The 23,545-nt window shown below is 66.7% G+C and carries 23 protein-coding genes; 11 read left to right on the top strand and 12 right to left on the bottom strand.

All coding sequences use genetic code 11. From position 1 onward, the window contains the following. Positions 1 to 123: 123 nt before the first annotated feature. Positions 124 to 798 carry an MtrAB system response regulator MtrA gene (gene mtrA, locus ACV095_RS07080; RefSeq protein WP_018768515.1) on the bottom strand — a complete coding sequence of 225 codons (675 nt, stop codon included), beginning with the start codon at positions 796 to 798 and terminating at the stop codon, positions 124 to 126. Positions 799 to 1,451: 653 nt separating this feature from the next. Here mtrA and ACV095_RS07075 point away from each other — a divergent pair. From ACV095_RS07075 to ACV095_RS07050, 6 genes are read left to right on the top strand one after another with little or no spacing between them, the layout of a single operon-like run. Next, complete coding sequence (locus ACV095_RS07075; RefSeq protein ID WP_478223175.1) at positions 1,452 to 2,465, top strand: DUF7847 domain-containing protein; 1,014 nt, start codon at positions 1,452 to 1,454, stop codon at positions 2,463 to 2,465. Further along, on the top strand, positions 2,455 to 3,093 hold the full coding sequence (locus ACV095_RS07070) for a DUF4129 domain-containing protein (protein ID WP_056388100.1): 639 nt from the start codon (positions 2,455 to 2,457) through the stop codon (positions 3,091 to 3,093). The genes ACV095_RS07075 and ACV095_RS07070 overlap by 11 nt, the downstream gene beginning before the upstream one ends. After that, positions 3,090 to 4,316: a DUF4350 domain-containing protein gene (locus ACV095_RS07065; protein WP_478223174.1), complete on the top strand. Its 1,227-nt coding sequence runs from the start codon at positions 3,090 to 3,092 to the stop codon at positions 4,314 to 4,316. The genes ACV095_RS07070 and ACV095_RS07065 overlap by 4 nt, the downstream gene beginning before the upstream one ends. Beyond that, complete coding sequence (locus tag ACV095_RS07060) at positions 4,313 to 5,308, top strand: AAA family ATPase (RefSeq protein WP_478223173.1); 996 nt, start codon at positions 4,313 to 4,315, stop codon at positions 5,306 to 5,308. The genes ACV095_RS07065 and ACV095_RS07060 overlap by 4 nt, the downstream gene beginning before the upstream one ends. Next, a complete protein-coding gene (locus ACV095_RS07055; RefSeq protein ID WP_478223172.1) occupies positions 5,308 to 6,600 on the top strand; it encodes a DUF58 domain-containing protein in 1,293 nt (430 codons plus the stop codon). The genes ACV095_RS07060 and ACV095_RS07055 overlap by 1 nt, the downstream gene beginning before the upstream one ends. Positions 6,601 to 6,643: 43 nt before the next feature. Beyond that, positions 6,644 to 7,357, top strand: a complete 714-nt coding sequence (locus tag ACV095_RS07050) for a DUF4166 domain-containing protein (protein ID WP_478223171.1) — start codon at positions 6,644 to 6,646, stop codon at positions 7,355 to 7,357. A 2-nt stretch (positions 7,358 to 7,359) separates the two neighbouring features. Here ACV095_RS07050 and ACV095_RS07045 read toward each other — a convergent pair whose 3' ends face one another. The 9 genes from ACV095_RS07045 to ACV095_RS07005 all read right to left on the bottom strand — a co-directional run bounded on the left by ACV095_RS07045 (position 7,360) and on the right by ACV095_RS07005 (position 17,963). Continuing rightward, a complete protein-coding gene (locus ACV095_RS07045; RefSeq protein ID WP_018768522.1) occupies positions 7,360 to 8,367 on the bottom strand; it encodes a uroporphyrinogen decarboxylase/cobalamine-independent methonine synthase family protein in 1,008 nt (335 codons plus the stop codon). 74 nt (positions 8,368 to 8,441) lie between these two features. Continuing rightward, positions 8,442 to 8,849, bottom strand: a complete 408-nt coding sequence (locus tag ACV095_RS07040; protein WP_056388109.1) for a chorismate mutase — start codon at positions 8,847 to 8,849, stop codon at positions 8,442 to 8,444. Positions 8,850 to 8,946: 97 nt separating this feature from the next. After that, positions 8,947 to 10,662: an ABC transporter ATP-binding protein gene (locus ACV095_RS07035; RefSeq protein ID WP_056388110.1), complete on the bottom strand. Its 1,716-nt coding sequence runs from the start codon at positions 10,660 to 10,662 to the stop codon at positions 8,947 to 8,949. Next, a complete protein-coding gene (locus tag ACV095_RS07030) occupies positions 10,659 to 11,660 on the bottom strand; it encodes an ABC transporter permease (RefSeq protein WP_018768525.1) in 1,002 nt (333 codons plus the stop codon). The genes ACV095_RS07035 and ACV095_RS07030 overlap by 4 nt, the downstream gene beginning before the upstream one ends. Beyond that, positions 11,660 to 12,742, bottom strand: coding sequence for an ABC transporter permease (locus ACV095_RS07025; RefSeq protein WP_018768526.1), 1,083 nt, complete (start codon positions 12,740 to 12,742; stop codon positions 11,660 to 11,662). The genes ACV095_RS07030 and ACV095_RS07025 overlap by 1 nt, the downstream gene beginning before the upstream one ends. 95 nt (positions 12,743 to 12,837) lie before the next feature. Next, positions 12,838 to 14,472, bottom strand: a complete 1,635-nt coding sequence (locus ACV095_RS07020) for an ABC transporter substrate-binding protein (protein ID WP_056388114.1) — start codon at positions 14,470 to 14,472, stop codon at positions 12,838 to 12,840. Between the two features lie 268 nt (positions 14,473 to 14,740). Further along, positions 14,741 to 15,853, bottom strand: a complete 1,113-nt coding sequence (mnmA, locus tag ACV095_RS07015) for a tRNA 2-thiouridine(34) synthase MnmA (protein WP_478223429.1) — start codon at positions 15,851 to 15,853, stop codon at positions 14,741 to 14,743. A gap of 169 nt (positions 15,854 to 16,022) precedes the next feature. Next, positions 16,023 to 17,252, bottom strand: a complete 1,230-nt coding sequence (locus ACV095_RS07010) for a cysteine desulfurase family protein (RefSeq protein ID WP_478223170.1) — start codon at positions 17,250 to 17,252, stop codon at positions 16,023 to 16,025. 45 nt (positions 17,253 to 17,297) lie between these two features. After that, on the bottom strand, positions 17,298 to 17,963 hold the full coding sequence (locus ACV095_RS07005; RefSeq protein WP_056388119.1) for a helix-turn-helix transcriptional regulator: 666 nt from the start codon (positions 17,961 to 17,963) through the stop codon (positions 17,298 to 17,300). 88 nt (positions 17,964 to 18,051) lie between these two features. Between ACV095_RS07005 and ACV095_RS07000 the strand changes: the two genes are divergently transcribed. After that, complete coding sequence (locus ACV095_RS07000) at positions 18,052 to 18,474, top strand: hypothetical protein (protein WP_478223169.1); 423 nt, start codon at positions 18,052 to 18,054, stop codon at positions 18,472 to 18,474. Between the two features lie 179 nt (positions 18,475 to 18,653). Here ACV095_RS07000 and ACV095_RS06995 read toward each other — a convergent pair whose 3' ends face one another. Beyond that, entirely contained in the window at positions 18,654 to 19,343 is a 690-nt protein-coding gene (locus ACV095_RS06995; RefSeq protein ID WP_056388121.1) for a hypothetical protein, read from the bottom strand. A gap of 199 nt (positions 19,344 to 19,542) precedes the next feature. On the opposite strand from ACV095_RS06995, the gene ACV095_RS06990 reads away from it, so the two are divergent. From ACV095_RS06990 to ACV095_RS06975, 4 genes are all read left to right on the top strand, one after another. Beyond that, positions 19,543 to 20,487 carry a J domain-containing protein gene (locus ACV095_RS06990; protein WP_478223168.1) on the top strand — a complete coding sequence of 315 codons (945 nt, stop codon included), beginning with the start codon at positions 19,543 to 19,545 and terminating at the stop codon, positions 20,485 to 20,487. Between the two features lie 23 nt (positions 20,488 to 20,510). Further along, positions 20,511 to 20,978 carry a tRNA (cytidine(34)-2'-O)-methyltransferase gene (locus tag ACV095_RS06985; protein WP_018768534.1) on the top strand — a complete coding sequence of 156 codons (468 nt, stop codon included), beginning with the start codon at positions 20,511 to 20,513 and terminating at the stop codon, positions 20,976 to 20,978. A gap of 215 nt (positions 20,979 to 21,193) precedes the next feature. Further along, on the top strand, positions 21,194 to 21,802 hold the full coding sequence (locus ACV095_RS06980) for a sigma-70 family RNA polymerase sigma factor (protein ID WP_018768535.1): 609 nt from the start codon (positions 21,194 to 21,196) through the stop codon (positions 21,800 to 21,802). Between the two features lie 10 nt (positions 21,803 to 21,812). Next, a complete protein-coding gene (locus ACV095_RS06975; protein WP_478223428.1) occupies positions 21,813 to 22,685 on the top strand; it encodes an anti-sigma factor in 873 nt (290 codons plus the stop codon). A 79-nt stretch (positions 22,686 to 22,764) separates the two neighbouring features. Here ACV095_RS06975 and ACV095_RS06970 read toward each other — a convergent pair whose 3' ends face one another. Then, positions 22,765 to 23,544: a PIG-L deacetylase family protein gene (locus ACV095_RS06970; protein WP_478223167.1), complete on the bottom strand. Its 780-nt coding sequence runs from the start codon at positions 23,542 to 23,544 to the stop codon at positions 22,765 to 22,767. Between the last annotated feature and the right edge of the window lies 1 nt (position 23,545).

The following is a 23,545-nucleotide window of genomic DNA, read 5'->3' as shown; positions in this document are numbered from 1 at the left end:
CGCAGCCCGGGAGTGGCGGCGTCGCCGGCTTCCGGCGCGTCCTGGACGGCGCCGTCCTGTTTTACGGCATCCGCGGAGTCCGGGGTTGGGCGCTGATCCGGTTCCCCGTCCTGCGCGGCGGGGTCAGACCCCTGCTTTATAGCCGACACCACGCACCGTCAATACGACTTCCGGAGCTTCCGGGTCCTGCTCGATCTTGGACCGCAGGCGCTGGACATGGACGTTGACAAGCCGGGTGTCAGCGGCGTGGCGGTAGCCCCAGACCTGCTCCAGCAGCAGTTCCCGGGTAAAGACCTGCCAAGGCTTGCGGGCCAGCGCCACCAGGAGGTCGAACTCCAGCGGCGTCAGGGAGATCCGCTCATTGCCCCGGCTGACCGTGTGCCCGGCGACGTCGATGGTGATGTCCGCGATGCGCAACGTTTCGGGCGCTTTCTGGTCCCCCGGGCGAAGGCGGGCACGCACGCGTGCCACCAGCTCGGCAGGCTTGAACGGCTTAGGCACGTAGTCGTCAGCCCCGGATTCCAGCCCGCGGACGACGTCTGAGGTATCGGACTTGGCGGTCAGCATGACGATGGGGACGTCCGACTCGCCGCGGATCTGGCGACAGACCTCGATGCCATCCATACCGGGAAGCATGAGATCGAGCAGGACCAGGTCCGGCCGCGATGACCGGAATACGTCCAGGGCCTGGGCGCCGTCGGCGCAAAAGACCGGCTCGAAGCCGTCATTACGGAGGACAATTCCAATCATCTCGGCCAGCGCTTCGTCATCATCTACCACCAGAATGCGTGCCTTCATAGCTATATATTCCCTTATCGGGATGGGTTTGTCCTGTTGAGCGGCTTCCGGCATGGCGGGGCACTAGGCCGTCCGGCGCCGGAACTATAGTCTTGGGGTCATGCCCCGCGTGGCCGGTGCGCCCTTTTGCCGGGTGCATTTCCGGCGCAGGAGCAGGCGGACTGGTATTGGGGGAGGAATCAGTGTCACCACAGGAGTCGGGGCCCGGGGAGCCGGCGCAGGAGCAGCCAGGCGTTGGACACGACGACGTCGGGCCGGCTTCCGCAGGCGGGCCCGGGCCGGTGCCGCCCGCCCGGGAACAGCAGTGGGACCAGCCCTGGACGCCGCCCGAGGGCCAGCAAGCAGGCCCCTGGCCGGGAACCGAGCCGCGGCAGCAATCTCCCCTATGGCAGCAACCGCAGTGGCAACAGCAGCCCGGACAGCACCCGCCCCGAAATGCCCCGTACCCTGATGCCCCCTACCCTGGCGCCCCGGCCCCCGGAGCCTTCCCATCCGGCGGCCAGTCCTACGGGACCCCGGGATACAGCGGCCAGCCTTACGGCGGACCCCCAGATAACCGGTCACCGTATTCCGGCGGTTCCTACGGCGCCTGGCACTCAGCGCAGCCCAGGTATGCAGCCCCGCCCAAACCCGGTATCATTCCGTTGCGGCCGTTGTTGTTCGGGGAGGTCCTGGACGGTTCCTTCCAGGCCATCAGGCGCAACGCCAAGGCGATGCTCGGCGCCGGCCTCCTGGCGCAGTCCCTGTCAGCCATCCTCGCGGCGGTGCTAACGGGAGTCCTCGCGACGTCGTCAGGGTCCATCGAAGCCTGGGCCCGGACGGCGAGCAACACCGATATCGCTTCCCTGGGATTCGGGCTGATGGCCACCTTCGTCCTGCTGTCCATCCTGTCCGTCTTCATCACCGTTGTCCTCCAAGGTGCCATGGTGGTCCCGGTGGCCCGGTCCGTCCTTAACCAGCCCACCGGCTTCCGGCTCATGCTGTCGTTGGCGCGTCCAAGGTTTGGGTCACTGATCAGGTTGGCGGCGCTGCTGGTTGCAGCCGTGCTGGCCACGGCGATCGTTTTCGTCGCCGTCGTCGTGCTCCTGTTCTCCAACGTGCGTGGCGCGGGAGCCCTGCTGGTCATCCCCCTGATGCTGGCCTTCGGCGCCGGGTTCCTCTGGGTGGCGGTCAAGCTCATGGTGGCGCCCGCCGCCGTCGTTATCGAAGAACTCGGGGCGTTTGCCGGCCTTCGCCGGTCCTGGAAACTGACCAGGGGCAACTGGTGGCGGATCTTTGGCATCACCCTGGTGGTGGGGATCCTGGTGGCCGTCATCACCCAGGTGGTCCTGATCCCGGCCAGCATCCTGCCAACGGTCCTCTCCGGGGTGGTCTCGCCGCACGGCGGCAGCGGGCAGGAAGCAACGCTCGCCGTGGCCGTCGGCATCTTCACCGCGGTGGTCGGTGCCCTGGTGGGCGCGGTCGGTTACGCCTTCCAGACGTCAGTCATGGCGTTGCTCTACATGGACCTGCGGATGCGCCGGGACGGCCTGGACATTGCGCTGCTGCACCAATTGGAGAACGGCGCTGATCCTGACGGCATCCCGGGCCGGGGCGCGCACCCCGGCAACCACCGCCCGTATCCCGGATATGGAGCCTCGCCTGGAGCCTGGCCTTATGGCAGCTGAGCCACCCGTGCGTCCGGGTGCCGGGGAGGCACGGCGCTGGGCGGAGGAGGAATTGGCCAAACGGGAGTACCGTGATGCCGCCCCCTCATGGCTCGGCACCCTGTGGCGGAACTTCCTGGACTGGCTGCAGTCCCTGGATGGCTCCCAGGGAGACGCTGCCCCGGTGCCAAGCCCCGTCATCGCCCTCGTTATTGCCGCCATCATCGCGGCTGCCATCATCCTGGCCCGCCCCCGCCTGCACGCCCGGTCCCGGCAGGCCAGGGACGTCTTCGAACGGGAACCCACCCTTGGTGCCACCGACTACCGGGCCCGTGCGGAAGCGGCGGCCGCCGCCGGAAAGTGGGGGGACGCCGTCGTCGACCGCTTCCGCGCGGTGGTCCGGAGTGCGGAGGACCGGGCCATCCTGGACCCGCAGCCCGGCCGCACTGCCGACGAAGCGGCCCGGGCCTTGTCCGTTCCGTTCAACAGCCAGTCCGGGCGCCTTGCCCGGGCAGCGGCCACTTTCGACGGGGTCCGCTACGGAAACAGGGCGGCCGACAGCGGGGACTACCGGCAGATGGTGGAGCTTGATACCGCCTTGGACGCCATGAAGCCCGCCACCGCCGGCACTGCGGCGGTGACGCCGTGACCGGCCTTCCCGCCATCGGCGAGAAACCCCGGGACGCGGGCAGGGAACCGGACGGTGGCAAGCAACCGGCCACCGGATCCGTGGCTGACAACCGGAGGATTCGGGGTTGGCTGCGGCGGCACCGCGGCCGGACCGCGGCGGCAATGGTGGTGGCTGCGGGGCTGGCACTTGTCGTGGGCACGCAACTCGCTCCGAAGGGTGACGCCGTTCCCCTCTCGGTCCACAATGCCGCGCCGGAAGGGGCCAGGGCGCTGGCGCAGATCCTGGGCCGGCACGGGGTTTCCGTTCACACACCCGGCCGGTTCGATGCAGCGCTGGCGGACCTGCGCTCCGGCTCCTCCCCCACCCTCCTGCTCTACGACAGGAACGGCATCCTGGGTGCGCAGCAGCTGGCCGACCTGAGAGCGGAGGCAGACCGGGTGGTGGTGCTCTCCCCACGGCTGGAGACGCTCACCGCCCTTGACAGCGGCATCCACCAGGCCGGCGTTGTTCCCGATGCCTTCCCGATCCTTGATGCCGGGTGTTCCCACCCTGACGCGGAAGCTGCGGGACAGATCACGGGACAGGGAGGATTTGTGTACGACGGCGGCACGTCCTGTTTCCGGACAGCAGGAACCGCCGGAATGCTTGCCATCAGCGGCGATGGCCGCCTGGCCGTGCTGGGCAGCACGGCCGTCCTGGGCAACGGGAGGCTGGACGAACTGGGAAACGCCGCGCTTGCCACCAGGTTGCTCGGCGCGTCGCCTGACCTGGTCTGGTACTTGCCCTCGATTGAGGACGCAGCATCCAACGGATCCGGGAAAACCCTCGATGACATTGCTCCGGCCTGGGCCCGCTTCCTGGGCCCCTGGCTGCTCCTGGTGGCGGTGACGGCCGTCGTGTGGCGGGGCCGGCGGCACGGGCCGCTCGTATTCGAGCCGTTGCCGGTGGTGGTCAAGGCTGTTGAGACGGCCGAGGGACGTGCCCGGCTCTACCAGGACGCGCGCGCCATCGACCAGGCACGGGACAACCTCCGGGCCGGCCTGCTGGTCCGGTTGTCCGGGAAGCTGCGGATGGGACCAGGCGCCACCGCCGAGGACACGATTTCGGCAGCAGCCCGGATCCTGAACCGGGACGCCACTGAAGTCCGCGCGCTGATCAACGAACGCCCCGCAACCGAGGCCCGGCTGATTGCCTGGTCGCAGGCCTTGGACAAACTCGAGAAAGAGGTCAAGATCCGATGAGCGAACAGAGCAGTGGCCAGCGGGTCCTTAATACGGTTGACGACGACGGCGCTCGGCAGGCGCTGCTTGCGGTCCGCCGGGAGGTGGCCAAGGCGGTGGTGGGGCAGGATGCCACCGTCACCGGCCTCCTGATTGCACTGCTTTCCCAGGGGCATGTGCTGCTGGAGGGCGTCCCCGGAGTTGCAAAGACCCTGCTGGTCCGGGCGTTGTCCTCCGCGCTGAGCCTGGACACCAAGCGGGTGCAGTTCACCCCCGACCTCATGCCGGGTGACGTCACCGGTTCCCTGGTCTACGACTCGCACACTTCCGAGTTCAGCTTCCGGGAAGGACCGGTCTTCACCAACCTCCTGCTGGCGGACGAGATCAACCGGACTCCTCCAAAGACCCAGGCTTCACTCCTCGAAGCCATGGAAGAGCGGCAGGTGTCTGTGGACGGCGTCTCCCGGCGGCTGCCCTCGCTATTCCTGGTGGCGGCCACCCAGAACCCCGTGGAGTACGAGGGGACCTATTCCCTGCCTGAGGCACAGCTGGACCGGTTCCTGCTGAAGCTCACCATGCCGCTGCCTGAACGCAGGGATGAGATTGAAGTCATCCGCCGCCACGCCGCCGGGTTCGATCCGCGGGACCTGGCTGCCGCCGGCGTCCGGGCCGTGGCCGGCGCGGAGGACCTGGAACGGGCGCGGGAGGCAGTGGGCCGGGTGGCGGTGGAACCGGAAATTATCGGCTACATCGTTGACCTGGTGCGCGCCACCCGGTCAGCGCCTTCATTCCAGCTTGGCGTCTCACCGCGTGGCGCCACCGCCCTGCTGAACACGTCAAGGTCGTGGGCGTGGCTCTCCGGCCGCTCTTTCGTGACCCCGGACGACGTCAAGGCGCTGGCTTTGCCCTGCTTGCGGCACCGGGTGGCGCTGCAGCCCGAAGCGCAGATGGACGGGGTCCGGGTGGACGACGTCCTGGGCAGCATCCTGGCCGCCGTCCCCGTTCCGCGCTGATGGCCATCTCCGGGCGCTTCGTGGCAGTGGCGCTGCTGGGACTTGTACCGGTACTGCTGTTCCCGGAATGGCTGACGGTCCTGGCCACGATCGCGGTGCTTGTGGGACTGCTGGGGGCCGACCTGCTGGTGGCGGCGCCACTCCGGCAGGTCAATCTGGTGCGTGCCGAACCGGAGAACGTAACCCTGAACAATGTGGTGGAGGCGGCGCTCACCATCCGTAACGGCGGCAGCAGGCGGCTTCGGGGATCGTTCCGGGACGGGTGGCAACCTTCCGCCGGTGCCCGGAACCCCGTCCAGGACATTGATGTCCCGGCCGGGGAAGGCAGGCGGTTCGCGGTTCGGCTCCGGCCGGTCCGGCGGGGTGACCTCTCAGCGCCGCACGTAACGCTTCGGTCCTTTGGTCCGCTGCACCTGGCAGCCCGCCAGCGGACCATTGACTGTCCGGGCTCGGTGCGGGTGCTGCCGCCCTTCCATTCCCGACGCCACCTGCCGTCAAAGCTGCGGAAGCTGCGTGAACTTGATGGGAAGGCGGCAGTCCAGGTCCGGGGCGCGGGCACCGAGTTCGATTCCCTGCGGGACTATGTCCGCGGTGACGACGTACGCTCCATCGACTGGCGCGCCACTGCCCGGCGCTCCTCCGTGGTGGTCCGGACCTGGCGCCCGGAACGGGACCGGCGCGTGGTGATGGTCCTGGATACGTCCCGTACCGCCGCAGCAAGGATCGTGGACGAATCGCGCCTGGACACCGGGATAGAGGCTGCGCTCCTTCTGAGTGTCCTGGCCGAACGGGGTGGCGACCGGGTGGACTTGGTAGCCTTCGACCGCAGGGTCCGGGCGCGGGCGGGCTCTGCCGGGCAGGGCAATATCCTGGGCCGGCTGGTCCAGGCCATGGCTCCGCTTGAGGCCGAGCTGATTGAGATGGATTGGCCTGCGGTCCCGGCCCAGGTCCGTGCTGTTTCGGCGCACCGGTCGCTGGTGGTGCTGTTGACGTCGCTGGACAGCGGGGCGCCGGAGGAGGGCCTGCTTCCCGTGGCGGAGCGGCTGGCGAGCCAGCATGTCGTGGTGGTGGCGGCTGTCCGCGACCCGCAGCTGGGCGCTATGCTCCGGGAACGGAACGATGCCACGGCGGTGTTCCGCGCGGCCGCGGCCGAGCGCGCCCTCCTGCAGCGGGCGGCGGTCTCAGCCGAGCTGCGCCGCTACGGGGTGGAAGTGGTGGACGCCGAGCCCCACGAGTTGCCACCCCGGCTGGCGGACATGTACATCCGGCTCAAGGCTGCCGGTAGATTGTGAATCCGGAGGCTATCGTCTCCCCCGGCAACAGGAGGTCCACTTCATGAACGTCCCGATCTACCAGCAGGCCCTGGGCCGGGGATTCTCCCGGCTGCAGCCCGAGCTCCAGGAGTACTTCTCGCTGGTCCCGGGATCCGGCCAGTACGGCGTAGGGGAAGGAACGTTCGACGTCGTGGGGTGCCGCCAGCGGTGGCTGCGCCCTTTGCTGCGGGTCACCGGGGGCGAAGAGGCCTTCTTCCCCGAGTACGGGGAGAACGTTCCGTTCCGGATCGAGAACCACGCCCACCAGGATCCGTTCGGCCGTTCCAGCCTTACCGCCCGGCGCGAGATCCGGTTCCCGGCGCGCACCCGGCTTTTCCAGGACACCACCAGCGTCACCAACCGGGGTGGCACCACCCAGCTGGTGGACTACGTGGGCAGATACCGGCGCCTGGTGACCGACCTGAACCTGAGCGTCACCGCTGCCGGAAGGCTGCGCGGTGTCTCAGAGGCGTCGCGGCTCTTCCTGGGCCCGCTCCGGGTCCCGCTTCCGGCAGGCCTGGACGCCAAGGCGTACGCCGAACAGTGGTGGGATCCCGCGGAAGGAAGCAACGGGCGGCACCGCATCCAGGTGAAGGTCATCCAGCCGCAGATCGGCCTGGTGCTGGTGTACGCGGGCGCCTTCGATTACCGGCTGCGGCCCTACACTGGCGGCAGTTCCGCCCAAAGCTTCCTGCCCCGCTACGCCCAGCCGGACCGCTGGGAGAACAGGGTGTAGCCCTATCCCAGCGCCTGCTGGTTCAGGCCGTCGGCCACCTGGATCAGCCGGCCCAGGACGGCGGTGGCCTGCGCAGGTGTGTGGCCTGCCAGTCCTGCTGAAGGCGTCACCCGGATGGCGCCAAGCAGCGACGGCGGAAGACCCAGCTGGCGCCACGGACGCCATACTGACTCCACGCAGTCGGCGACCCTGGGCAGCGGGGCGCCGGCGGGGACGTCCAGCGCACCGGCCCAGAACTGTTTCCCTGACTCCAGTGCTGCGGCAAGCTGTTCCCACTGGCGGTTGGTCAGTGCCTTGAGCGGCAGGGCGACGCCGTCCGCACCGGCCGCCAGGACCAGCTCGATCGGCGCTTCGATTTCAGGACATGAGACAACAACCTCAGCGGCACCGGCCGAGCGGAGGGCGTCCAGGACCAGGCGCCAGGATTCGCGCGCTTCCGATGCCGGCACTGCGCGGAGGGTGCGGTAACCGCTGGCCGTGGGTATGGTTCCGGCCAGCACGGCGGCGATGGCGGGCTCGTCCACCTGCACCACCAGGCGTGCACCCGGTACGGCCGCAGCAACCCGGCGAAGGTAACCGCCGACGCCCGCGGCAAGGGACGCGGCCACGTCCCGGCGGGCTCCGTAGTCCAGGAGGGCGCGCTCCCCGTTATGCAAGTGCAGGCCGGCGGCAAGGCTGAGCGGCCCCACCAGCTGCACCTTGAGTTCACCCGCCGACACGTCCTCGCCCCCGGCCACGTCGGCGAGGACATTCAGGTCGGTGGACAGCGCCGACACGGCACGCTGCATGTCCTTGCCGGGGCGGTCAACAAGCCGCCATCCGTAGGGCTGGACGTCCACCGCCAGCTCTTCCAGGAACGAGGCCGTACGGCCCAGGGCGTCTGAGCCGACACCGCGGTCGGGCAGTTCGGCGAGGAATGGCAGGTGCGGGCTGCCGAGCTCGCCGCGGATGATCCGGGCGGCTTCCAGCGGGTCCTCGCCCGGCCACGGTCCCAGTCCGGTGGCCGTCACTTCCCTGGCTGTGACCTCCTGGAAGGGAGCCGCGGCCGGACGCGGGGCTGGGCCCCTTTGGTGCTGTTCCCGGCTCACGCCAGTGCGGAAGTCTGCGGCTGCTGGCCCGACGAGGCCTGGTGGTCCTCGGCGATGGCCTCGTGATGGCGGATCACCTCGCCGATGATGAAGTTGAGGAACTTCTCGGCGAATGCCGGGTCAAGGTGGGCGTCCTCGGCGAGGCGTCGCAGCCTCGCGATCTGGGCTGCTTCACGTCCTGGGTCGCCGGCCGGAAGGCGGTGTGTTGCCTTCAGGAAGCCCACTTTTTGTGTGGCCTTGAATCGCTCGGCCAGGAGGTACACCAGGGTGGCATCAATGTTGTCGATGCTGGAGCGGATGGACAGCAGTTCAGCCATCACCGAATCGTCCACGTGGCCAGCCAGTGAGCTGGCGGAGGGATCAAAATCGTCGGAGCCAGGAGTGCTGGGGTTGTGCTGCGTCATGGCTCCAGTCTATGGGAGCCGACGGAATCGACGCGGGTGTGAAGCGCCGGTGCGGCCGTCCGCCGGCACCGGCGCCCCACACTGCGGGCCTGGAGGGTCAGATGCCCAGGAGTGCCCGGTGCTCCTCCCGGCGTTTGGCCTGTTCGGCCGGGTCCGGCACGGGCAGGGAGGCGATCAGCCGGCGCGTGTAGTCATGCTGGGGGTTCCCCATGACCTGGCTTCCGATCCCCTGCTCCACCAGCTTGCCCTTGTACAGCACGCCCACCCACGAGGACAGGATGTCCACTACAGCCAGGTCATGGCTGATGAACAGGCAGCCGAAGCCGAACTCCTCCTGGATGTCCCTGAACAGCTCCAGGACCTTTGCCTGCACCGAAACGTCCAGGGCCGACGTCGGCTCATCCGCTATCAGCAGCCGCGGGTTCAGGCTCAGCGCCCGCGCCAGTGATGCCCGCTGCCGCTGGCCGCCGGACAGTTCGTGCGGGTAACGGGCCGCGTACGACGCCGGCAGCTGGACTGATTCGAGCAGCTCACCGACGCGTTTCCGCGCCTGGGCCGGGCTTGGATTTGTGTGGATGACCATAGGTTCGGCGATGCATTCCCCGATGGTCAGCTGCGGGTTAAAGGAGGCGGCGGGGTCCTGGAACACGAAGCCGATGTCCTTGCGGAGCGGCTTGAAAGTGCGTTCGCGAAGGTTGAGCATCTCATAGCCCAGCACCTTCAGGCTGCCGCCGGTGGTCCGGTTGAGCCCGGCGATGGCCCGCCCGATGGTGGTCTTGCCGGACCCCGATTCGCCCACCAGGCCGAAAACCTCACCCCTGGACAGGGTGAAGCTGACGCCGTCCACGGCCTTGAAAGCGGGGGTGCCGAGCCGGCCTGGATACTCGATGACCAGGTTGTCAGCAGCCACAAGGACTTCCTCATCCTGGTGGCGCCGTTCGGTAAGGCCTGCGGACGCGGAATTCCGGCCCAGGTGCGGGACTGCAGCCAGGAGCTTGCGGGTGTAGTCCTGGCGGGGTTCAGCGAACAACGTCTTCGCCGGGGCTTCCTCCACAACGTCGCCCTGGTACATCACCACCACGCGGTCCGCCAGGTCAGCCACCACGCCCATGTTGTGCGTGATCAGCACTATGGACGTGCCGTACTTGTCGCGAAGGTCTCGCAGCAGCTCCAGGATCTCGGCCTGGACGGTGACGTCGAGGGCGGTGGTGGGCTCGTCGGCGACAATCAGTCCGGGGTTCAGCGCCAGCGCGGCGGCGATCACCACACGCTGCTTCTGTCCTCCGGAGAACTGGTGCGGGTAATAGTTGACGCGGTGTTCCGGGTCAGGGATGCCCACCTTGCGGAGCGCCTCGATTGCCCGTGCTTTGGCCTCCTTTGCCGAGACGCGGCCTCCGCCATCCACGGCGGCGTGGGCGCGAATCCCCTCGGCGATCTGCCAGCCCACTGTGAATACGGGGTTCAGGGCCGTGGACGGCTCCTGGAACACCATGGCCACATCCCGGCCGCGGATCTGCCGCAGCCGGTGCGGACTGAGGCTGATGATGTTGGTGCCGTTGATCAGGACCGCGCCGGAACTCGTGGCGGTTTCCGGGAGCAGGCCCAGGATGGTTTTGGCCGTGACGGTCTTGCCGGAGCCGGACTCCCCCACGATGGCAAGGACCTCACCCTTCCTGACGTTGAGGCTCACGTCCTTGACAGCGTGGACGTCACCTGCGTCCGTGGCGAACGTGACCTGCAGGTGGTCAATGTCGAGCACGTGCTGGCCGGCGTCGGGCTGGTGTACCGGCGACGGGTCGATGTTGCCTGTCATGAATTCCTCACTTCTGCAGCGATGGCCTCATTGGCCACCGGGGCCGGCGCCGTGCCGCCGGCACGCTTGCGTCCGCGCAGGCGCGGGTCGTTCAGGTCATTAATGCTCTCCCCGACCAAGGTGAGTCCGACGACCGTCAGGACTATGGCCAAGCCAGGGAACACACCGGTCCACCAGATGCCCGAGGAGGCATCGGAAAGTGCCTTGTTCAGGTCAAATCCCCATTCCGCAGCGGAGCTCGGCTCAATGCCAAAGCCCAGGAAGCCCAGCCCTGCCAAAGTCAGGATGGCTTCCGATGCGTTGAGGGTGAAGATCAACGGCAGGGTCCTGGTGGCGTTGGCGAAAATGTGCCGGCCGATGATCCTGGCGCTGGAGGCGCCTACCACCTGGGCGGATTCCACGAACGGTTCGGCTTTCAGCCGTATGGTTTCGGCACGTATCACCCGGAAGTACTGCGGGACAAACACTGCGGTGATTGCCAGCCCGCAGGCGAGGATTCCACCCCAGAATCCGGACTGCCCCTTATTGATCGCGATGGACATAACGATCGCTACGAGGAGGGTCGGAAAGGCATAGATGGCATCAGCAACCACCACAAGAACCCGGTCCAGCCAGCCACCAATGTAGCCACTGACGAGCCCCAGAAATACCCCGAGGAAGATTGACATCACGACAGCGGCCACAAGCACCGCTGCGGCTGTCTGTGATCCCCAGATCACGCGTGACAGGACGTCGTAGCCTCCAACAGTCGTCCCCCATGGGTGCTTGCCACCGGGTTCCGCCTGGGCCGGAAACGAGCCTGCTTCATCGGAAATCTGGGAGAAACCATAGGGCGCCAGCAGCGGCGCGAAAACAGCAGCCACCACAAAAACAACACAAAGCACGACGCCGATCAGCAGCATCGTGCGCTGCAGGCCAACGCTTTGGCGGATGTGGGACGCCACCGGCAGGCGGTCGAGCAGCGGCTTTTTGGGATGGGGCAGGGCTTCGTTATTCATCAGTACCTCACCCGCGGATCAATCAGGGCGGCAGCAATGTCCACCACGAAATTGGTGACCGCAACGATGACGGCCAGAAGCATGACTATCCCCTGGACCGCAACAAAGTCACGCGCCGTCAGGTACTGCGCCAGCTGATACCCAAGGCCCTTCCACTCAAAAGTGGTTTCCGTCAGCACTGCGCCGCCGAGCATCAAGGCGATCTGCAGGCCCATAACGGTGATGATGGGGATCAGGGCCGGCTTGTAGGCATGCTTTGTCACAAGCCGGAATTCGCTGACTCCACGGGAGCGGCCGGCCTCAACATAATCCTTGCCCAGGGTGCCAATGACGTTGGTGCGGACCAGGCGCAGGAAAACACCGGCTGTAAGCAGGCCGAGGGCGACGGCAGGCAGAACCGCGTGGTGGACGATGTCGCCAAAAGCTGCCAGGTCACCGCTGCGCAGGGCGTCCAGCCAGTAGATCCGGCTGGGCGCTGCCAGCCTGCCCATCGCCAGTTCCGTTGTGGTGGATGCACGGCCCGCGACGGGGAACCAGCCCAAGCCTACGGAAAAGACCAGCTTCAGCAGCAGACCTGCGAAGAAGACAGGAGTGGCGTAGCAAAGAATGGCAAACAACCGCAGGAGGGCGTCCGGAACCTTATCGCGTTTGTGGGCGGCAAACATCCCCAGCGGAATCCCCACCAGCAGCGCCACGATCAAGGCATTGATGCTCAGTTCCAGCGTGGCGGCCCCGAAAGTGGTAAGCATCTCGATGACGGGCCGCCCGTCTGAGATGGTCCTTCCGAAGTTGCCTGTGGCGATGTTGCCAAGGTACTCGACGTACTGAATGAACAGGCTCCGGTCATAACCAGCCTGGTGGATCAACGCATCAATCTGCTCCTGCGGCAGGCGTCCGCCTTGGGATGCGGTGATGGGATCGCCAGTGATCCGCATCAGGAAGAAGACCAGGGTGACGAGGATGAAGATCGTCGGAAAGATAAGCAGGAAGCGGATCAGGATGTATCTCCCGAGGCCACCTCCCGCGGATTTGGATTTGGGCGGCGCTACCGTTGGCGGCGGCGCATCGATCATTGTGGCCATGCTGTCCCTGCTTGGTAAGAAAACGAAAGATGTGGGGCCAACAGTTAGGAGGCGGAGCCGCGCAGGCCCCACCTCCTAAGCTGGCGGATTGGTGATTACTTGGAAACGGTCCCGAGCCTGAACTTGAAGGATGCGTCCAATGTGGAATCCACGCCCTTCACGTTTTTCCCTGAAACGGCCACCTGGGCTCCCTGCAGCAGCGGCAGGGTGGAAATGTCCTTGGCCAGTTGGTTTTGAATGTCCTGGATAGTCTTAACACGCTCCGATTTGTCGGCAGTGACCAACTGCTTGGCAATCAGCGCTTCGACGTCGGTGTTGGAGTAGTGGTTGTTGAAGAAGCCGCCCTTAGGGAAGAAGGGGGTCAGGTAGTTGTCCGCATCACTGAAGTCCGGGAACCAGCCAAGCTGGAAGACGGGGTAGCTGTCCTTCTTCGATGCCGAGTTGTAGGTGACCCACTCGGTGGACTGCAGATCTACGGTAAAGAGGCCGCTCTTCTCCAATTGGTCCTTGACCATGGCATATTCGTCACCCGAGGACTTGCCATAGTGGTCCGGGTTGTACTGCAGTTTGAGATTGACCGGACCGCTGATGCCGGCGTCGCTGAGGACCTTCTTCGCCTTGTCCAGGCTCGGCTTGCCGCTTCCGTCGCCGTACGCCTGCTTGAAGGATTCGTTGGCGCCGAGGAAACCGGACGGAACATTGGACCACATGGGCAGATAGGTGCCCTTGTAGACCTGGTCGGAAATGGCCTGGCGGTCAACGAGGTTGGCCATGGCCTGCCGCACGGCCAGCGCCTTTTTAGGATCTGCTTCGGGAGTCTTGGCGCCGAAGGGCATGGTGTCGAAGTTGAAGACGATGTACCGCATCTCGCCGCCGGGGCCGACGTTGACCTTGACGTTGGAGTCCTTTTTGAGGTCGTCAATGTCCGTGGCGCTGAGGCTGCGGTTGGCAACGTCGATCTGCCCACCCTTGACTTCCAGCTTCATGTTGGTCTGGTCGGTGTAGTACTTAATGGTGGCGCCGGAATTGGCCGGTTTGCCGAGGACACCGTTGTAATCGGGCCAAGCCGTGAGGCTCACCAGCGTGTTCTTGTTGTAGGAGTCGATAACGTATTGGCCGTGGAAGGCCTTGGCCTTGACGATCTCCTCGTCACTGAGGAGTTTGTCCGCCGGGAAGACTTCATCGTCGACGATGGGGGCCGCGGGACTTTGCAGGATCTGGGTGAAGGTCTGATCGTTGGCCTGCTTGAGGGTGAACACCACTGTGGTGGCATCCGGGGTGGCAATGGACTGGATGTTGGTCAGCAGGGATGCAGGCCCGTTGGGATCAGCGATCTTGACCTGGCGGTCGAACGAAAACTTCACGTCTTTGGAGTCCAGTACGTGCCCATTGGCCCATTTAAGGCCGCTCTTCATCTTGACCGTGAATTCCGTGGGTTTAGTAAAGGAACCCGATTCGGCCAGGTCCGGTGCAGGTTCGGCGCCGCCGGGCTTGGAGTTCATCAGGAAGGAGTAGATCTGGTTCATCACCATGAACGAACCGTTGTCGTACGACCCCGCCGGGTCCAGGGCAGTGACTTTATCGGTGGTGCCGTAAGCAATGATGCTGCCCGCACTTCCCGATGCTGTGCTGCTTCCGCCTCCGGACGGGCCTGTGCAGGCCGTCATTGCCAGCGCGGAAATGCCTGCCAGCGCGATCGCGCCATGCAGGGCTTTGTTGCTCTTCGTCATCTGTGAGCTTTCTGTCCGATGAGAACGTGCGCTCCGGGCACATGGGCGTGTGTGCCCCTGCCCCGGAGCGCAGTGCTGATCCCTAGATTCAATCAGAGAGTCAGCCCTCGGGACGGCCAATTTGTGAGTTGAAACACAAAATTTATCTCATTGGTACCCCTGCCCACTGGTCGGACGGTGGATGCAGGCGCCTGAGGGACAGGAATCGGCCGGAAACGCCAAAGCACCGCCCCGGCGACAACCGGGACGGTGCTTTGGGATGGTGTGGCTAGAGCGCGGCGCGCTGCAGCGACCGGGCGGTGTCGATGGTGGCCTGGCCCAGTACCCGGCTGCCCTGGTAGAGCACCACTGTCTGGCCGGGGGCCACCCCCCTCAGGGGCGTCACCAGCCGGACCACCAGCTGGCCTCCGGCTCCGTCCGTGGCAGGCTCCATCCTGGCAGTGGCCGGCACCGGGTCCCCGTGCGCCCGGACCTGGGCGTAGCAGTCGAACTCAGCTCCCGTTTCCACCTCGGCGATCGGAAGTCCCGCCCAGGACACCTTGATGCCGCGGATCTCGTCGATCGCCAGCAGCGCCTCGGGACCCACCACCACCTTGTTTTCCTTGGGCCGGATTTCCAGGACGAAGCGGGGCTTGCCGTCGGCAGCGGGAGTTCCGAGTTTTAGTCCGCGCCGCTGGCCGACCGTGAACGCGTTGGCTCCCGGGTGCTCCCCCACCTTCGCGCCGGTCTCGTCGACAATGTCGCCGGGGGTCATGTCGATTTTTTCCGCTAGCCAACCCGCCGTGTCGCCGTCGGGAATGAAGCAAATGTCATGGCTGTCCGGCTTGTTGGCGACAGACAGGCCCCGCCGCTCCGCTTCGGCACGCACCTCGGCCTTGGACGGGGTGTCGGCCAGCGGGAACATGGAGTGCTTGAGCTGTTCGTGGGTGAGGACGCCAAGGACGTAGCTCTGGTCCTTGGCCCAGTCCGCGGCGCGGTGCAGTTCCCGGTTACCGTGGGCGTCTTCGATCACCTTGGCGTAGTGGCCGGTGCACACGGCATCAAAGCCCAGGGCGATGGCCTTTTCCAGCAGGGCCGCGAACTTGATGCGTTCGTTGCAGCGCATGCAGGGGTTGGGCGTCCTGCCGGCCGCGTATTCATCGATGAAGTCCTGGACGACGTCTTCCTTGAAGCGCTCCGAGAAATCCCACACGTAATAGGGAATGCCCAAAACGTCGCAGGCGCGCCAGGCATCCCGGGAGTCCTCAATGGTGCAGCAGCCGCGGCTGCCCGTGCGCAGGGTGCCGGGCATGCGCGAGAGGGCCAGGTGGACGCCGACGACGTCGTGCCCGGCCTCCACCGCGCGGGCGGCGGCAACAGCGGAGTCCACTCCGCCGCTCATGGCTGCTAGTACTCGCATGCTGGCCTTCTGTTGGGGGATATGTTTTTCCGGGCCGGGCGGGGACCCACCGGCAGCGGAAACGATCTTCGCCTATCTATTCTACGGTGGCAGGCAAATTGGCCGGCACGATCCAGGCCGGTAAGGGCACGAAGAACGTCGGGTGGCGCGTTCACACGCCGCGCAGCGCCTGCCGCGCCACGGTTCCTGCCGTCTGAATGGAGGACTCGTGCCCGGCCATGCCGGCCTGGCGGGCCCGCGCATAAGCCTCCGGAAGCGCCCTCAGCAAAGCATCAACGTCGGCCTCGGTGGACGCGTGCCCCAGGCTGAAACGCTGGGCTCCGCGTGCCGTTTCCTCGTCCAGGCCCATGGCGAGCAGCACGTGGGATGGCCGCGGCACGCCGGCGGTGCACGCCGAGCCGGTGGATGATTCGACGCCGGCCAGGTCAAGAAGGAACAGCAGCGAGTCACCTTCGCAGCCGGGGAACGTGAAATGGGCATTGCCTGGCAGCCGGCCGCCGTGGGGTGCCCCGCGGAGGACGGCCGCCGGAACGCTTTCCCGGACGCCCTCGATCAGGCGGTCACGCAGTGCGGCAATCCGCGCCGCTTCCGCCGGCAGCCCGGCGGTGACGGCCTCCGCGGCGGCAGCGAAGGCAGCGATGGAGGCGGTGTCCAGCGTGCCGGAGCGGACGTCACGTTCCTGGCCGCCGCCGTGCTGTACCGGCGTCAGTTTGACAGCGCGGCCCAGCAGGAGTGCGCCCACGCCCACCGGGCCGCCGATCTTGTGTCCGGAGATGGACATCGCGTCCAGGCCCGATTCCTTGAAGTGCACCGGGACGGAGCCGAATGCCTGGACGGCGTCCGAGTGCACGGGGACGCCGGCGGCATGGGCCAGCTCAACCACCCGGTGGATGGGCTGGATGGTGCCCACCTCGTTGTTCGCCCACATCACGGTCACCAGGGCCACGGCGGCGGGGTCGCGCGCGAGCTCGGCTTCGAGGACGTCGAGGTCCAGGACACCCTTGCCGTCCACCGGCAGCCAGGTCACGTCGGCACCCTCGTGGCGTTCGAGCCATTCGACGGTGTCCAGCACCGCATGATGTTCGACTGCGGAGCAAAGGATGCGGCGCCGGTGTGGGTCCTCTGCCACGCGGGACCAGTACATGCCCTTCACTGCGAGGTTGTCCGATTCGGTGCCTCCGGAGGTGAAAATTACCTCGGAGGGGTGGGCTCCCGCGGCCGCTGCGATCACCTCGCGCGCATCCTCAACGGCACGGCGCGCCCGGCGTCCCGATCCATGAAGCGACGACGGGTTCCCGGTCCGGGCCAGTTCACGCGTCAGGGCGGCGAGCGCCGCTGCGGACAGCGGAGTGGTGGCGGCATGGTCGAGATAGGCGGGCATCCCCCAATTCTATCGTGGCCTGCCGCCGCATCCCCGGGGAGCCGGTCAGTCCCCGCCGGTAATCCTCGCGCAGCAATGGCCGGCGCCGGCAGCCGGGGCAACGCGCTCCTCCGGACTGCCACACCCCACCGCGGCCCCGCGCAGGAAGGCGCCGTTCATATCGCACACCACTGCCGCATGTGCCCGCGACAGGCGGTGGAACGGGCAGTTGGGAAGCAGGTAACCGCCCTCGCCGTCGTGCTCTGGCTGGTAGCCCGATTCGGTCAGGAACTCTTCCAGGTCCCCCGCCGCTTCCGCCAGTTCCCGGCCCTTCAGGAAGGCGGCCGCGCGGAGCGACTCAGCCACAGGCGCGCCGTCGGCCTGGGAGGCTTCGATGGCGGCCGCCATGAGTTCCCCGGCGAGGTCATAGTTCCGGTCCGGCACCGACGCGCCGATTTCACTCCCCACTGTCCGGTACATCTTGGCGGGGCGGCCGGAGCCCGGCCCCGTCCTTCCTGCGGGCTTGTGGAACTCCACGGCCAGCAAACCGTCCTGGACCAGCCTGTCCAGGTGGAATGACACTGTGCTGCGGGCCATGCCTGCGGCCTCGGCAACATCGTCGCGCCCCAGCGGCCGTGGTGATGATGCCACGAGCTCGAAAAGATGCAGCCTCTTGGCGTCCGTCAGCGAGGCAACGGCAGCAATCCTGTCAGCCCAGGGAAGTCGGTACATAATGCCCACCAATCCAAAGTCAAGATCTATTGATTATAGAACGTGCGCTTTCTAAAATGGGCATACCTACTTTTAGAAGGAGAACACCATGAAATCAGCATCGGCAGTGCGGGCCCAGCACGCATCAACCACCATGCCGGCGGCCCGGCAGGCGTTCGTGCTGCTGCGTACCGTCTTCACCGTTGCTCCGGTCCTTTTCGGCCTGGACAAGTTCACGAACATCCTGACTGACTGGAGCATCTACCTGGCGCCCCAGGCAACAGCGGTGGTGCCGCTGCCGCCCCAGACCTTCATGTACATCGTCGGCGCAGTGGAGATCATCGCGGGCATCGTCGTGGCTGTCCGGCCGAAGTATGGTTCGCTGCTCGTGGCGGCGTGGCTGGCAGGGATCATCGTCGACCTGCTCCTGCTGGGAAGTTTCTACGACGTGGCCCTCCGGGACTTCGGGCTGCTGGTCGGCGCGCTGGCCCTTAACCGGCTGTCGATGGGGACCAGCCGAACTGCTGCCTGACGCCGCTGGCGCCGGCCAGGCGCAAGCACTACAGACAGCGCACAGCATTACTCACGGCGCGGAGCGTTGTGCACATCCAAAGCCGCCGGCAGCTGAGCCCTCCAGCCGCCGGCGGTTTTACGAGCCGGACCCCGCGCCCCAGCCTTGCAACAGGGCCCATGCATGCACGCTGTCCGGGCTCAAGCAGACGGAGGCAGCAACGGCAGGTAGCGGACCACCTCGTCGCGCGCCGTGGCCAAGGTGGCCGGATCCGGGCAGGACACGGATATATAGGCCGAGGAGCCTGCGGTGCCGAAGACCCTCGCCAGCACGGCGGTGGACCTTCCGCCGGGAGCCGTCTGCTCCAGCGCCAGCACGTCCACATTCTTGCCGGGAGCCTCGGGGGTACCACCCCACCGCAAAGTCCCGGTCTTCAGGTACGAGGGCTGGATGGTGGCGTCCAGGTACTGGAAAAGGGCGACAGACGATTCACGGTCATCGCCGCGGACCAGCGGCCCCTGGCCCGTACTGACCCGTGCGGCGACAACGCACCCATCCGCCTTGACGTATTCGCTGGCGCCCGACACGTTGTCCTTGGTGACCTTCCAGCCGGGCACGTCCTTCAGCCCGTCAGAAATTCCCACCGGCACCCCGGGCGCCAAGGTGCCACCGGCGGCAAAGGGCAGGTCCCGTCCCGCCACTGCAGCGGCGTCGTGGCCCGGGGTGATGGTTGGCGTGGACAGAACGGGCGTGCTGGCAGGGGCAGCAGGCACGGAAGGATCCCGGACGTCCACGCTGCAGCCGCCAAGAAGCACCGCAACCAGGCCTGCAATGGCGGGCTGCACTCCCCGGTTCCATGCCCTGCCGGCCCGTCCCGCCGTCGTCGGCATATCCGTCTCCAGTCCGTCGCATCCCCTTCGGCCGGTGTCCGGCCGCGCAGGCAAGAGTCTAGACGCCGTCCGCCGGGAACCTGGAAGCCCCGGACATTCGTTGTTACGGCAGGCCCATCAACCGTGCTGGCTAGACTGGGCGGGCACTTTGCTTTCCCTGCGGAGAATTAAGACGCCGCGCATCAAGAAAAGGAAGATCTTGACCGAGAGCAGCAGCTCCCACTACCAGGTCCTTCGCGTGGCCGTCACCGCCACCGAAAAGGAAATCAAGGTGGCGTACCGGCGCGCTGCCAGGGCGGCACACCCGGACCACGGGGGTGACGCCGCAACCTTCCGCCGGGTGACCGCCGCGTACGAGACCCTCATCGATCCGCAGCGCCGGAAAGCCTACGACCGCACCTATGGCGCGGGTGCGGTCCGTGACACGTCCGACATCGGCGCCCACTTTGATGCGCCCGCCGCCGGAAGCCGGGCCTCTGCCACCGTCCGCAGGCCGGACAACGGCAGGAACACCGCAGGCGACCCGCCGGTCTACGTTCCGCCGTACGAGGCAGCCGGCTCCGCGGTCCCGCTCATTCCCCTTGCCCAGGCCCGCCAACAGGTACACGGGATGCCGCGGAAACGGGGTATCTTCGGTGCCGAGGCCCGCATCCAGCGCGAGATGCGCACCGTTCAGCTGCTGACCCGGCAGGTGCTTCCGGCCATCCCGGCCGCGCGGCTCATCAACGGCCTGCAGTCGCCCGCGGACAACAGCCACATCGACCACGCGGTCCTGTCCGGCTACCGGCTGGCCCTGGTCAACTCCATGCTGCTGCCCAAGGGCGCCTATGCATGGGACGGCCGGACCCTCAACCACGGCGGACGCGCGGTGGCACCACCGCAGCTCGCCCGCGTGGTGTGGGCCATGCAGGACATCTTTCCCGAGCTGAACGTCACCGGATGGACCGTGGTGCACAGCCCGGACGGCAACCTCCACGAACCCGTGATCGACCACCACCGGCGCCCCGCGGGCGCCCTGGAGACCGTCCAGATCGTCAATGCCGCCGGCATGGTGCGCGGCCTGAAGGAGTTCCTGGCATCGGGCCCTGCCCCGAACACCGTCAACGTTCCGGTCCTCGCAAGGCTGCTGCGGGGGATGCACTAAGAACGGATCGCTAGGATGGGGAGGTGTTCCGCATCCTTTTCCATGCCCCAGAAATCCCCGGCAATACCGGCAACGCCATCCGCCTTGCCGCAATCACCGGCGCAGAGCTGCACCTTGTGGAACCCCTGGGGTTCGACTTCTCTGACGCAAAACTCCGCCGGGCGGGCCTCGACTACCACGACCTCGCCGTCGTCACTGTGCACAAGTCGATCGAAGCCGCCTGGGAGCACCTTCAGCCCGGGAACGTTTACGCCTTCACCTCTGACGGCACCACCAGCTACACGGACATCACCTACCGTCCCGGTGATGTACTGATGTTCGGCCGTGAATCCGTGGGACTGCCGGCGGAACTGAAGACCGATCCCCATGTAACGGCCACCGTGCGCCTGCCCATGCTGCCGGCCCTGCGTTCCCTGAACCTCGCAAACGCCGCCTCGATTGCCGTGTATGAGGCCTGGCGCCAGCAAGGTTTTCCGGGGGCCAGGCTGTAGCAGTCGTCCGGACCGGCGCCCCCTCCCAGGAGCCATGCAAATTCTTCAGCCGCCGTCCCATCCGCCCCGCCTCCGGCCTCGAATGACTCTTGACGACATTCGAGCGGAGCAAGGAGCGGCAGGTGACACTACTGGAGTCAGGATCCAGGCAGGCAAGCCGCAACCGGCACGGCAGTGCTCAGGATTCGCCGCCCGGAGACTTATGCTTGGACTTAATGGAAACTCCCAACGCGCCAAATTCCGAGGGCTCCGCCGCGGTGACTGACCCGCCGGCAGACCTCAGTCAACGCCTGTCAATCCTGCTCGCGGGCATCGCCCGCGGAGACCAGGCGGCGTTCGCCGAGTTCTACCAGTTGACGTCCCGCAGGGTCTTCGGCATGGCACGGCGCGTCCTGATCGATCCCGAACTCAGCGAGGACACCACCCAGGAAGTCTTCCTGCAGGTCTGGCAGAACGCGGCGAAGTTCGATCCGCAGGCAGGGAGCCCGCTTTCCTGGCTGATGACCATCTCGCACCGGCGGGCCGTGGACAAGGTGCGCTCGTCGCAGTCTTCCACCGACAGGGAAGCCAGGTACGGGGCCAGCACGCAGGACATCGACCACGACAGTGTTTCCGACGAAGTGGGCAGCCGGCTTGAGGCTGAGGCGGTGGTCCGCTGCCTGGGGACGCTGACCGAAACACAGCAGGAATCCGTGCGCCTTGCCTACTACGGCGGCCTCACCTACCGGGAGGTCGCCGAACGGCTGAACGCAGCCGTGCCCACCATCAAGTCCCGCATCCGCGATGGACTGATCCGATTGAAGACCTGTTTGGGGGTGAGTTGAGATGAGCGGTATGGACGAAGGGCGCAGTGGACGTTCGGGTTCCTTCGGCGACACTGTCGCCATGGACCTTGCGTCAGGCCGCGCCGTTGACCTGGCCGAGCTCTACGCCCTGGATGCGCTCACGGAGCAGGAACGCGACGCCATTGACCAGTACATCTCCACGGCCCCGGCAGCGGAGCGCCTGGCATTCCTGGACCGCGTCCGGCAGTCCCGCGAGGCGCTGGCGCGCACTTTCCGGGTGGAGGAAGAACCCCCGTCGGACCTCTTCGAGCGGATCATTGCGCAGCTTCCTGCCCAATTCCCCGGGCAGGAGGGGCTGCCCGGTGGAGCCGTACCGGCCGCAGGCACCCCGCCCACCCCATTTGAAGGCAAGCCTGCAGGGCCGGACGCACGCGATGAGCTGGCGCAGGCCCGCAAGCGCCGGGAGGACCGGCGCGGCGCTTCCGGCGCCCGGCGCTGGCTGGTCGGCGTGGCAGCTGCAGCAGCCATTGCCCTGGGCGGCGTGGGCGTTGGCGCCTACATTGCCGACCAAAACGATCCGGTCAACCAGGTGGCCAGGGCCGGGGACCTGCGCGAAGCTTCCGTGAACGTGGTGGGCGGCGGCAAGGCCACCCTCCTGATTTCAGCGTCGGAGGACGCGGCCGTAGTGAAGATGAGCGGCGTGCCCGCTCCCCCGGCGGGCAAGGTCTACCAGATGTGGCTGATCCCCAAGGACGGCTCCGCACCGGTGTCGCAGGGCCTCATGGACGAACAGGCCCTGTCCAAGCCTGCGGTGGTCCAGGGCATCCACTCGGCCGCTTCACTGGGAATCACTGTTGAGCCGGCGGGCGGGTCCAAGGCCCCCACCCTGCCCACGGTGGCGGCAGCCCCGCTGGGAGCCTAACCCGGCCCCGGCACCAGCCGTCAAACAGTAAAGCGCCCCCGGTTCCTTCCTGAGGAAGGAACCGGGGGCGCTTTCCAACTCAAAAGCCTGCGATGGTCACGGGCCCGTTGATTGCCACCACGTGGAAGGCTTCCGCGCTGTGCCCCTCCGGCAGCCCGGCCCGTGCGGCATTGATCCGCATACCCTGCCGGACGGCGGCTTCCATGGCAGCCACGTCAGGATGCTGGCTGACGTGGACATGGATGGCGGCCAGCTTGGCGTCCACCTGGGCGGTGACGTCCACGAAGTGGTTCTCCCGTTCCTCGGGTCCGGCGTAAAGCCACAGCCACGGCAGCTTGTAGGCTGCCAGGCCGGCTTCGGCCAGTTCCGGGTAGGCGAACGGGTTCTCGAGCGCGGGATACACGGCACGTGTTACCGCTTCCCCCACCGCCAGGTGGTCGGGATGGCTCTTTTGGATCCGCTGCCAGTTCCGTTCCGGATGCATGGCGAGGACGACGTCGGGACGGAGTTCCCGGATCAGCCGCACCACCCCTTTCATCACCTCGTGCGACGGCTCAAGGTACCCGTCCCGCTGGTGAAGGTAGTGGATGTCGGTGACGCCCACCAGTTCCGCGGCACGGCGCTGCTCGGCGTCGCGCATGGCGATGATGTCCGCGCGGTGCGCCGGGTCGAAGCCGCCGGCGTCGCCGTCGGTCATGATGCAGTAGCTGACCTCCACGCCGGCCGCCGTCCAGGCGGCAACGGTGCCGGCTGCGCCAAAATCGATGTCGTCAGGGTGGGCCGCAAAACAGAGCACCCGCCCAACCTGGTGTATGTCCGGGTTGAACGGGCTCCCTGCCTGCCCGTGGGAGGCAGTCAAC

This window comes from Arthrobacter sp. JDC6, assembly GCF_056484025.1.
Note: the sequence above shows the minus strand (reverse complement) of the source record. Positions and strands in the feature narration are given on the sequence as shown.

What these genes read in the sequence shown, in the direction of transcription:
- ACV095_RS07040 (WP_056388109.1), bottom strand. Translation starts at nt 8,849, where the DNA reads ATGACGCAGCACAACCCCAGCACTCCTGGCTCCGACGATTTTGATCCC.
- ACV095_RS07020 (WP_056388114.1), bottom strand. Translation starts at nt 14,472, where the DNA reads ATGACGAAGAGCAACAAAGCCCTGCATGGCGCGATCGCGCTGGCAGGC.
- ACV095_RS07070 (WP_056388100.1), top strand. Translation starts at nt 2,455, where the DNA reads ATGGCAGCTGAGCCACCCGTGCGTCCGGGTGCCGGGGAGGCACGGCGC.
- mtrA (WP_018768515.1), bottom strand. Translation starts at nt 798, where the DNA reads ATGAAGGCACGCATTCTGGTGGTAGATGATGACGAAGCGCTGGCCGAG.
- ACV095_RS07005 (WP_056388119.1), bottom strand. Translation starts at nt 17,963, where the DNA reads ATGTACCGACTTCCCTGGGCTGACAGGATTGCTGCCGTTGCCTCGCTG.
- ACV095_RS07025 (WP_018768526.1), bottom strand. Translation starts at nt 12,742, where the DNA reads ATGGCCACAATGATCGATGCGCCGCCGCCAACGGTAGCGCCGCCCAAA.
- ACV095_RS07050 (WP_478223171.1), top strand. Translation starts at nt 6,644, where the DNA reads ATGAACGTCCCGATCTACCAGCAGGCCCTGGGCCGGGGATTCTCCCGG.
- ACV095_RS07035 (WP_056388110.1), bottom strand. Translation starts at nt 10,662, where the DNA reads ATGACAGGCAACATCGACCCGTCGCCGGTACACCAGCCCGACGCCGGC.
- ACV095_RS06975 (WP_478223428.1), top strand. Translation starts at nt 21,813, where the DNA reads ATGGACGAAGGGCGCAGTGGACGTTCGGGTTCCTTCGGCGACACTGTC.
- mnmA (WP_478223429.1), bottom strand. Translation starts at nt 15,853, where the DNA reads ATGAGCGGCGGAGTGGACTCCGCTGTTGCCGCCGCCCGCGCGGTGGAG.
- ACV095_RS07055 (WP_478223172.1), top strand. Translation starts at nt 5,308, where the DNA reads ATGGCCATCTCCGGGCGCTTCGTGGCAGTGGCGCTGCTGGGACTTGTA.
- ACV095_RS06980 (WP_018768535.1), top strand. Translation starts at nt 21,194, where the DNA reads ATGGAAACTCCCAACGCGCCAAATTCCGAGGGCTCCGCCGCGGTGACT.
- ACV095_RS07060 (WP_478223173.1), top strand. Translation starts at nt 4,313, where the DNA reads ATGAGCGAACAGAGCAGTGGCCAGCGGGTCCTTAATACGGTTGACGAC.
- ACV095_RS07010 (WP_478223170.1), bottom strand. Translation starts at nt 17,252, where the DNA reads ATGCCCGCCTATCTCGACCATGCCGCCACCACTCCGCTGTCCGCAGCG.
- ACV095_RS07030 (WP_018768525.1), bottom strand. Translation starts at nt 11,660, where the DNA reads ATGAATAACGAAGCCCTGCCCCATCCCAAAAAGCCGCTGCTCGACCGC.
- ACV095_RS07000 (WP_478223169.1), top strand. Translation starts at nt 18,052, where the DNA reads ATGAAATCAGCATCGGCAGTGCGGGCCCAGCACGCATCAACCACCATG.
- ACV095_RS06995 (WP_056388121.1), bottom strand. Translation starts at nt 19,343, where the DNA reads ATGCCGACGACGGCGGGACGGGCCGGCAGGGCATGGAACCGGGGAGTG.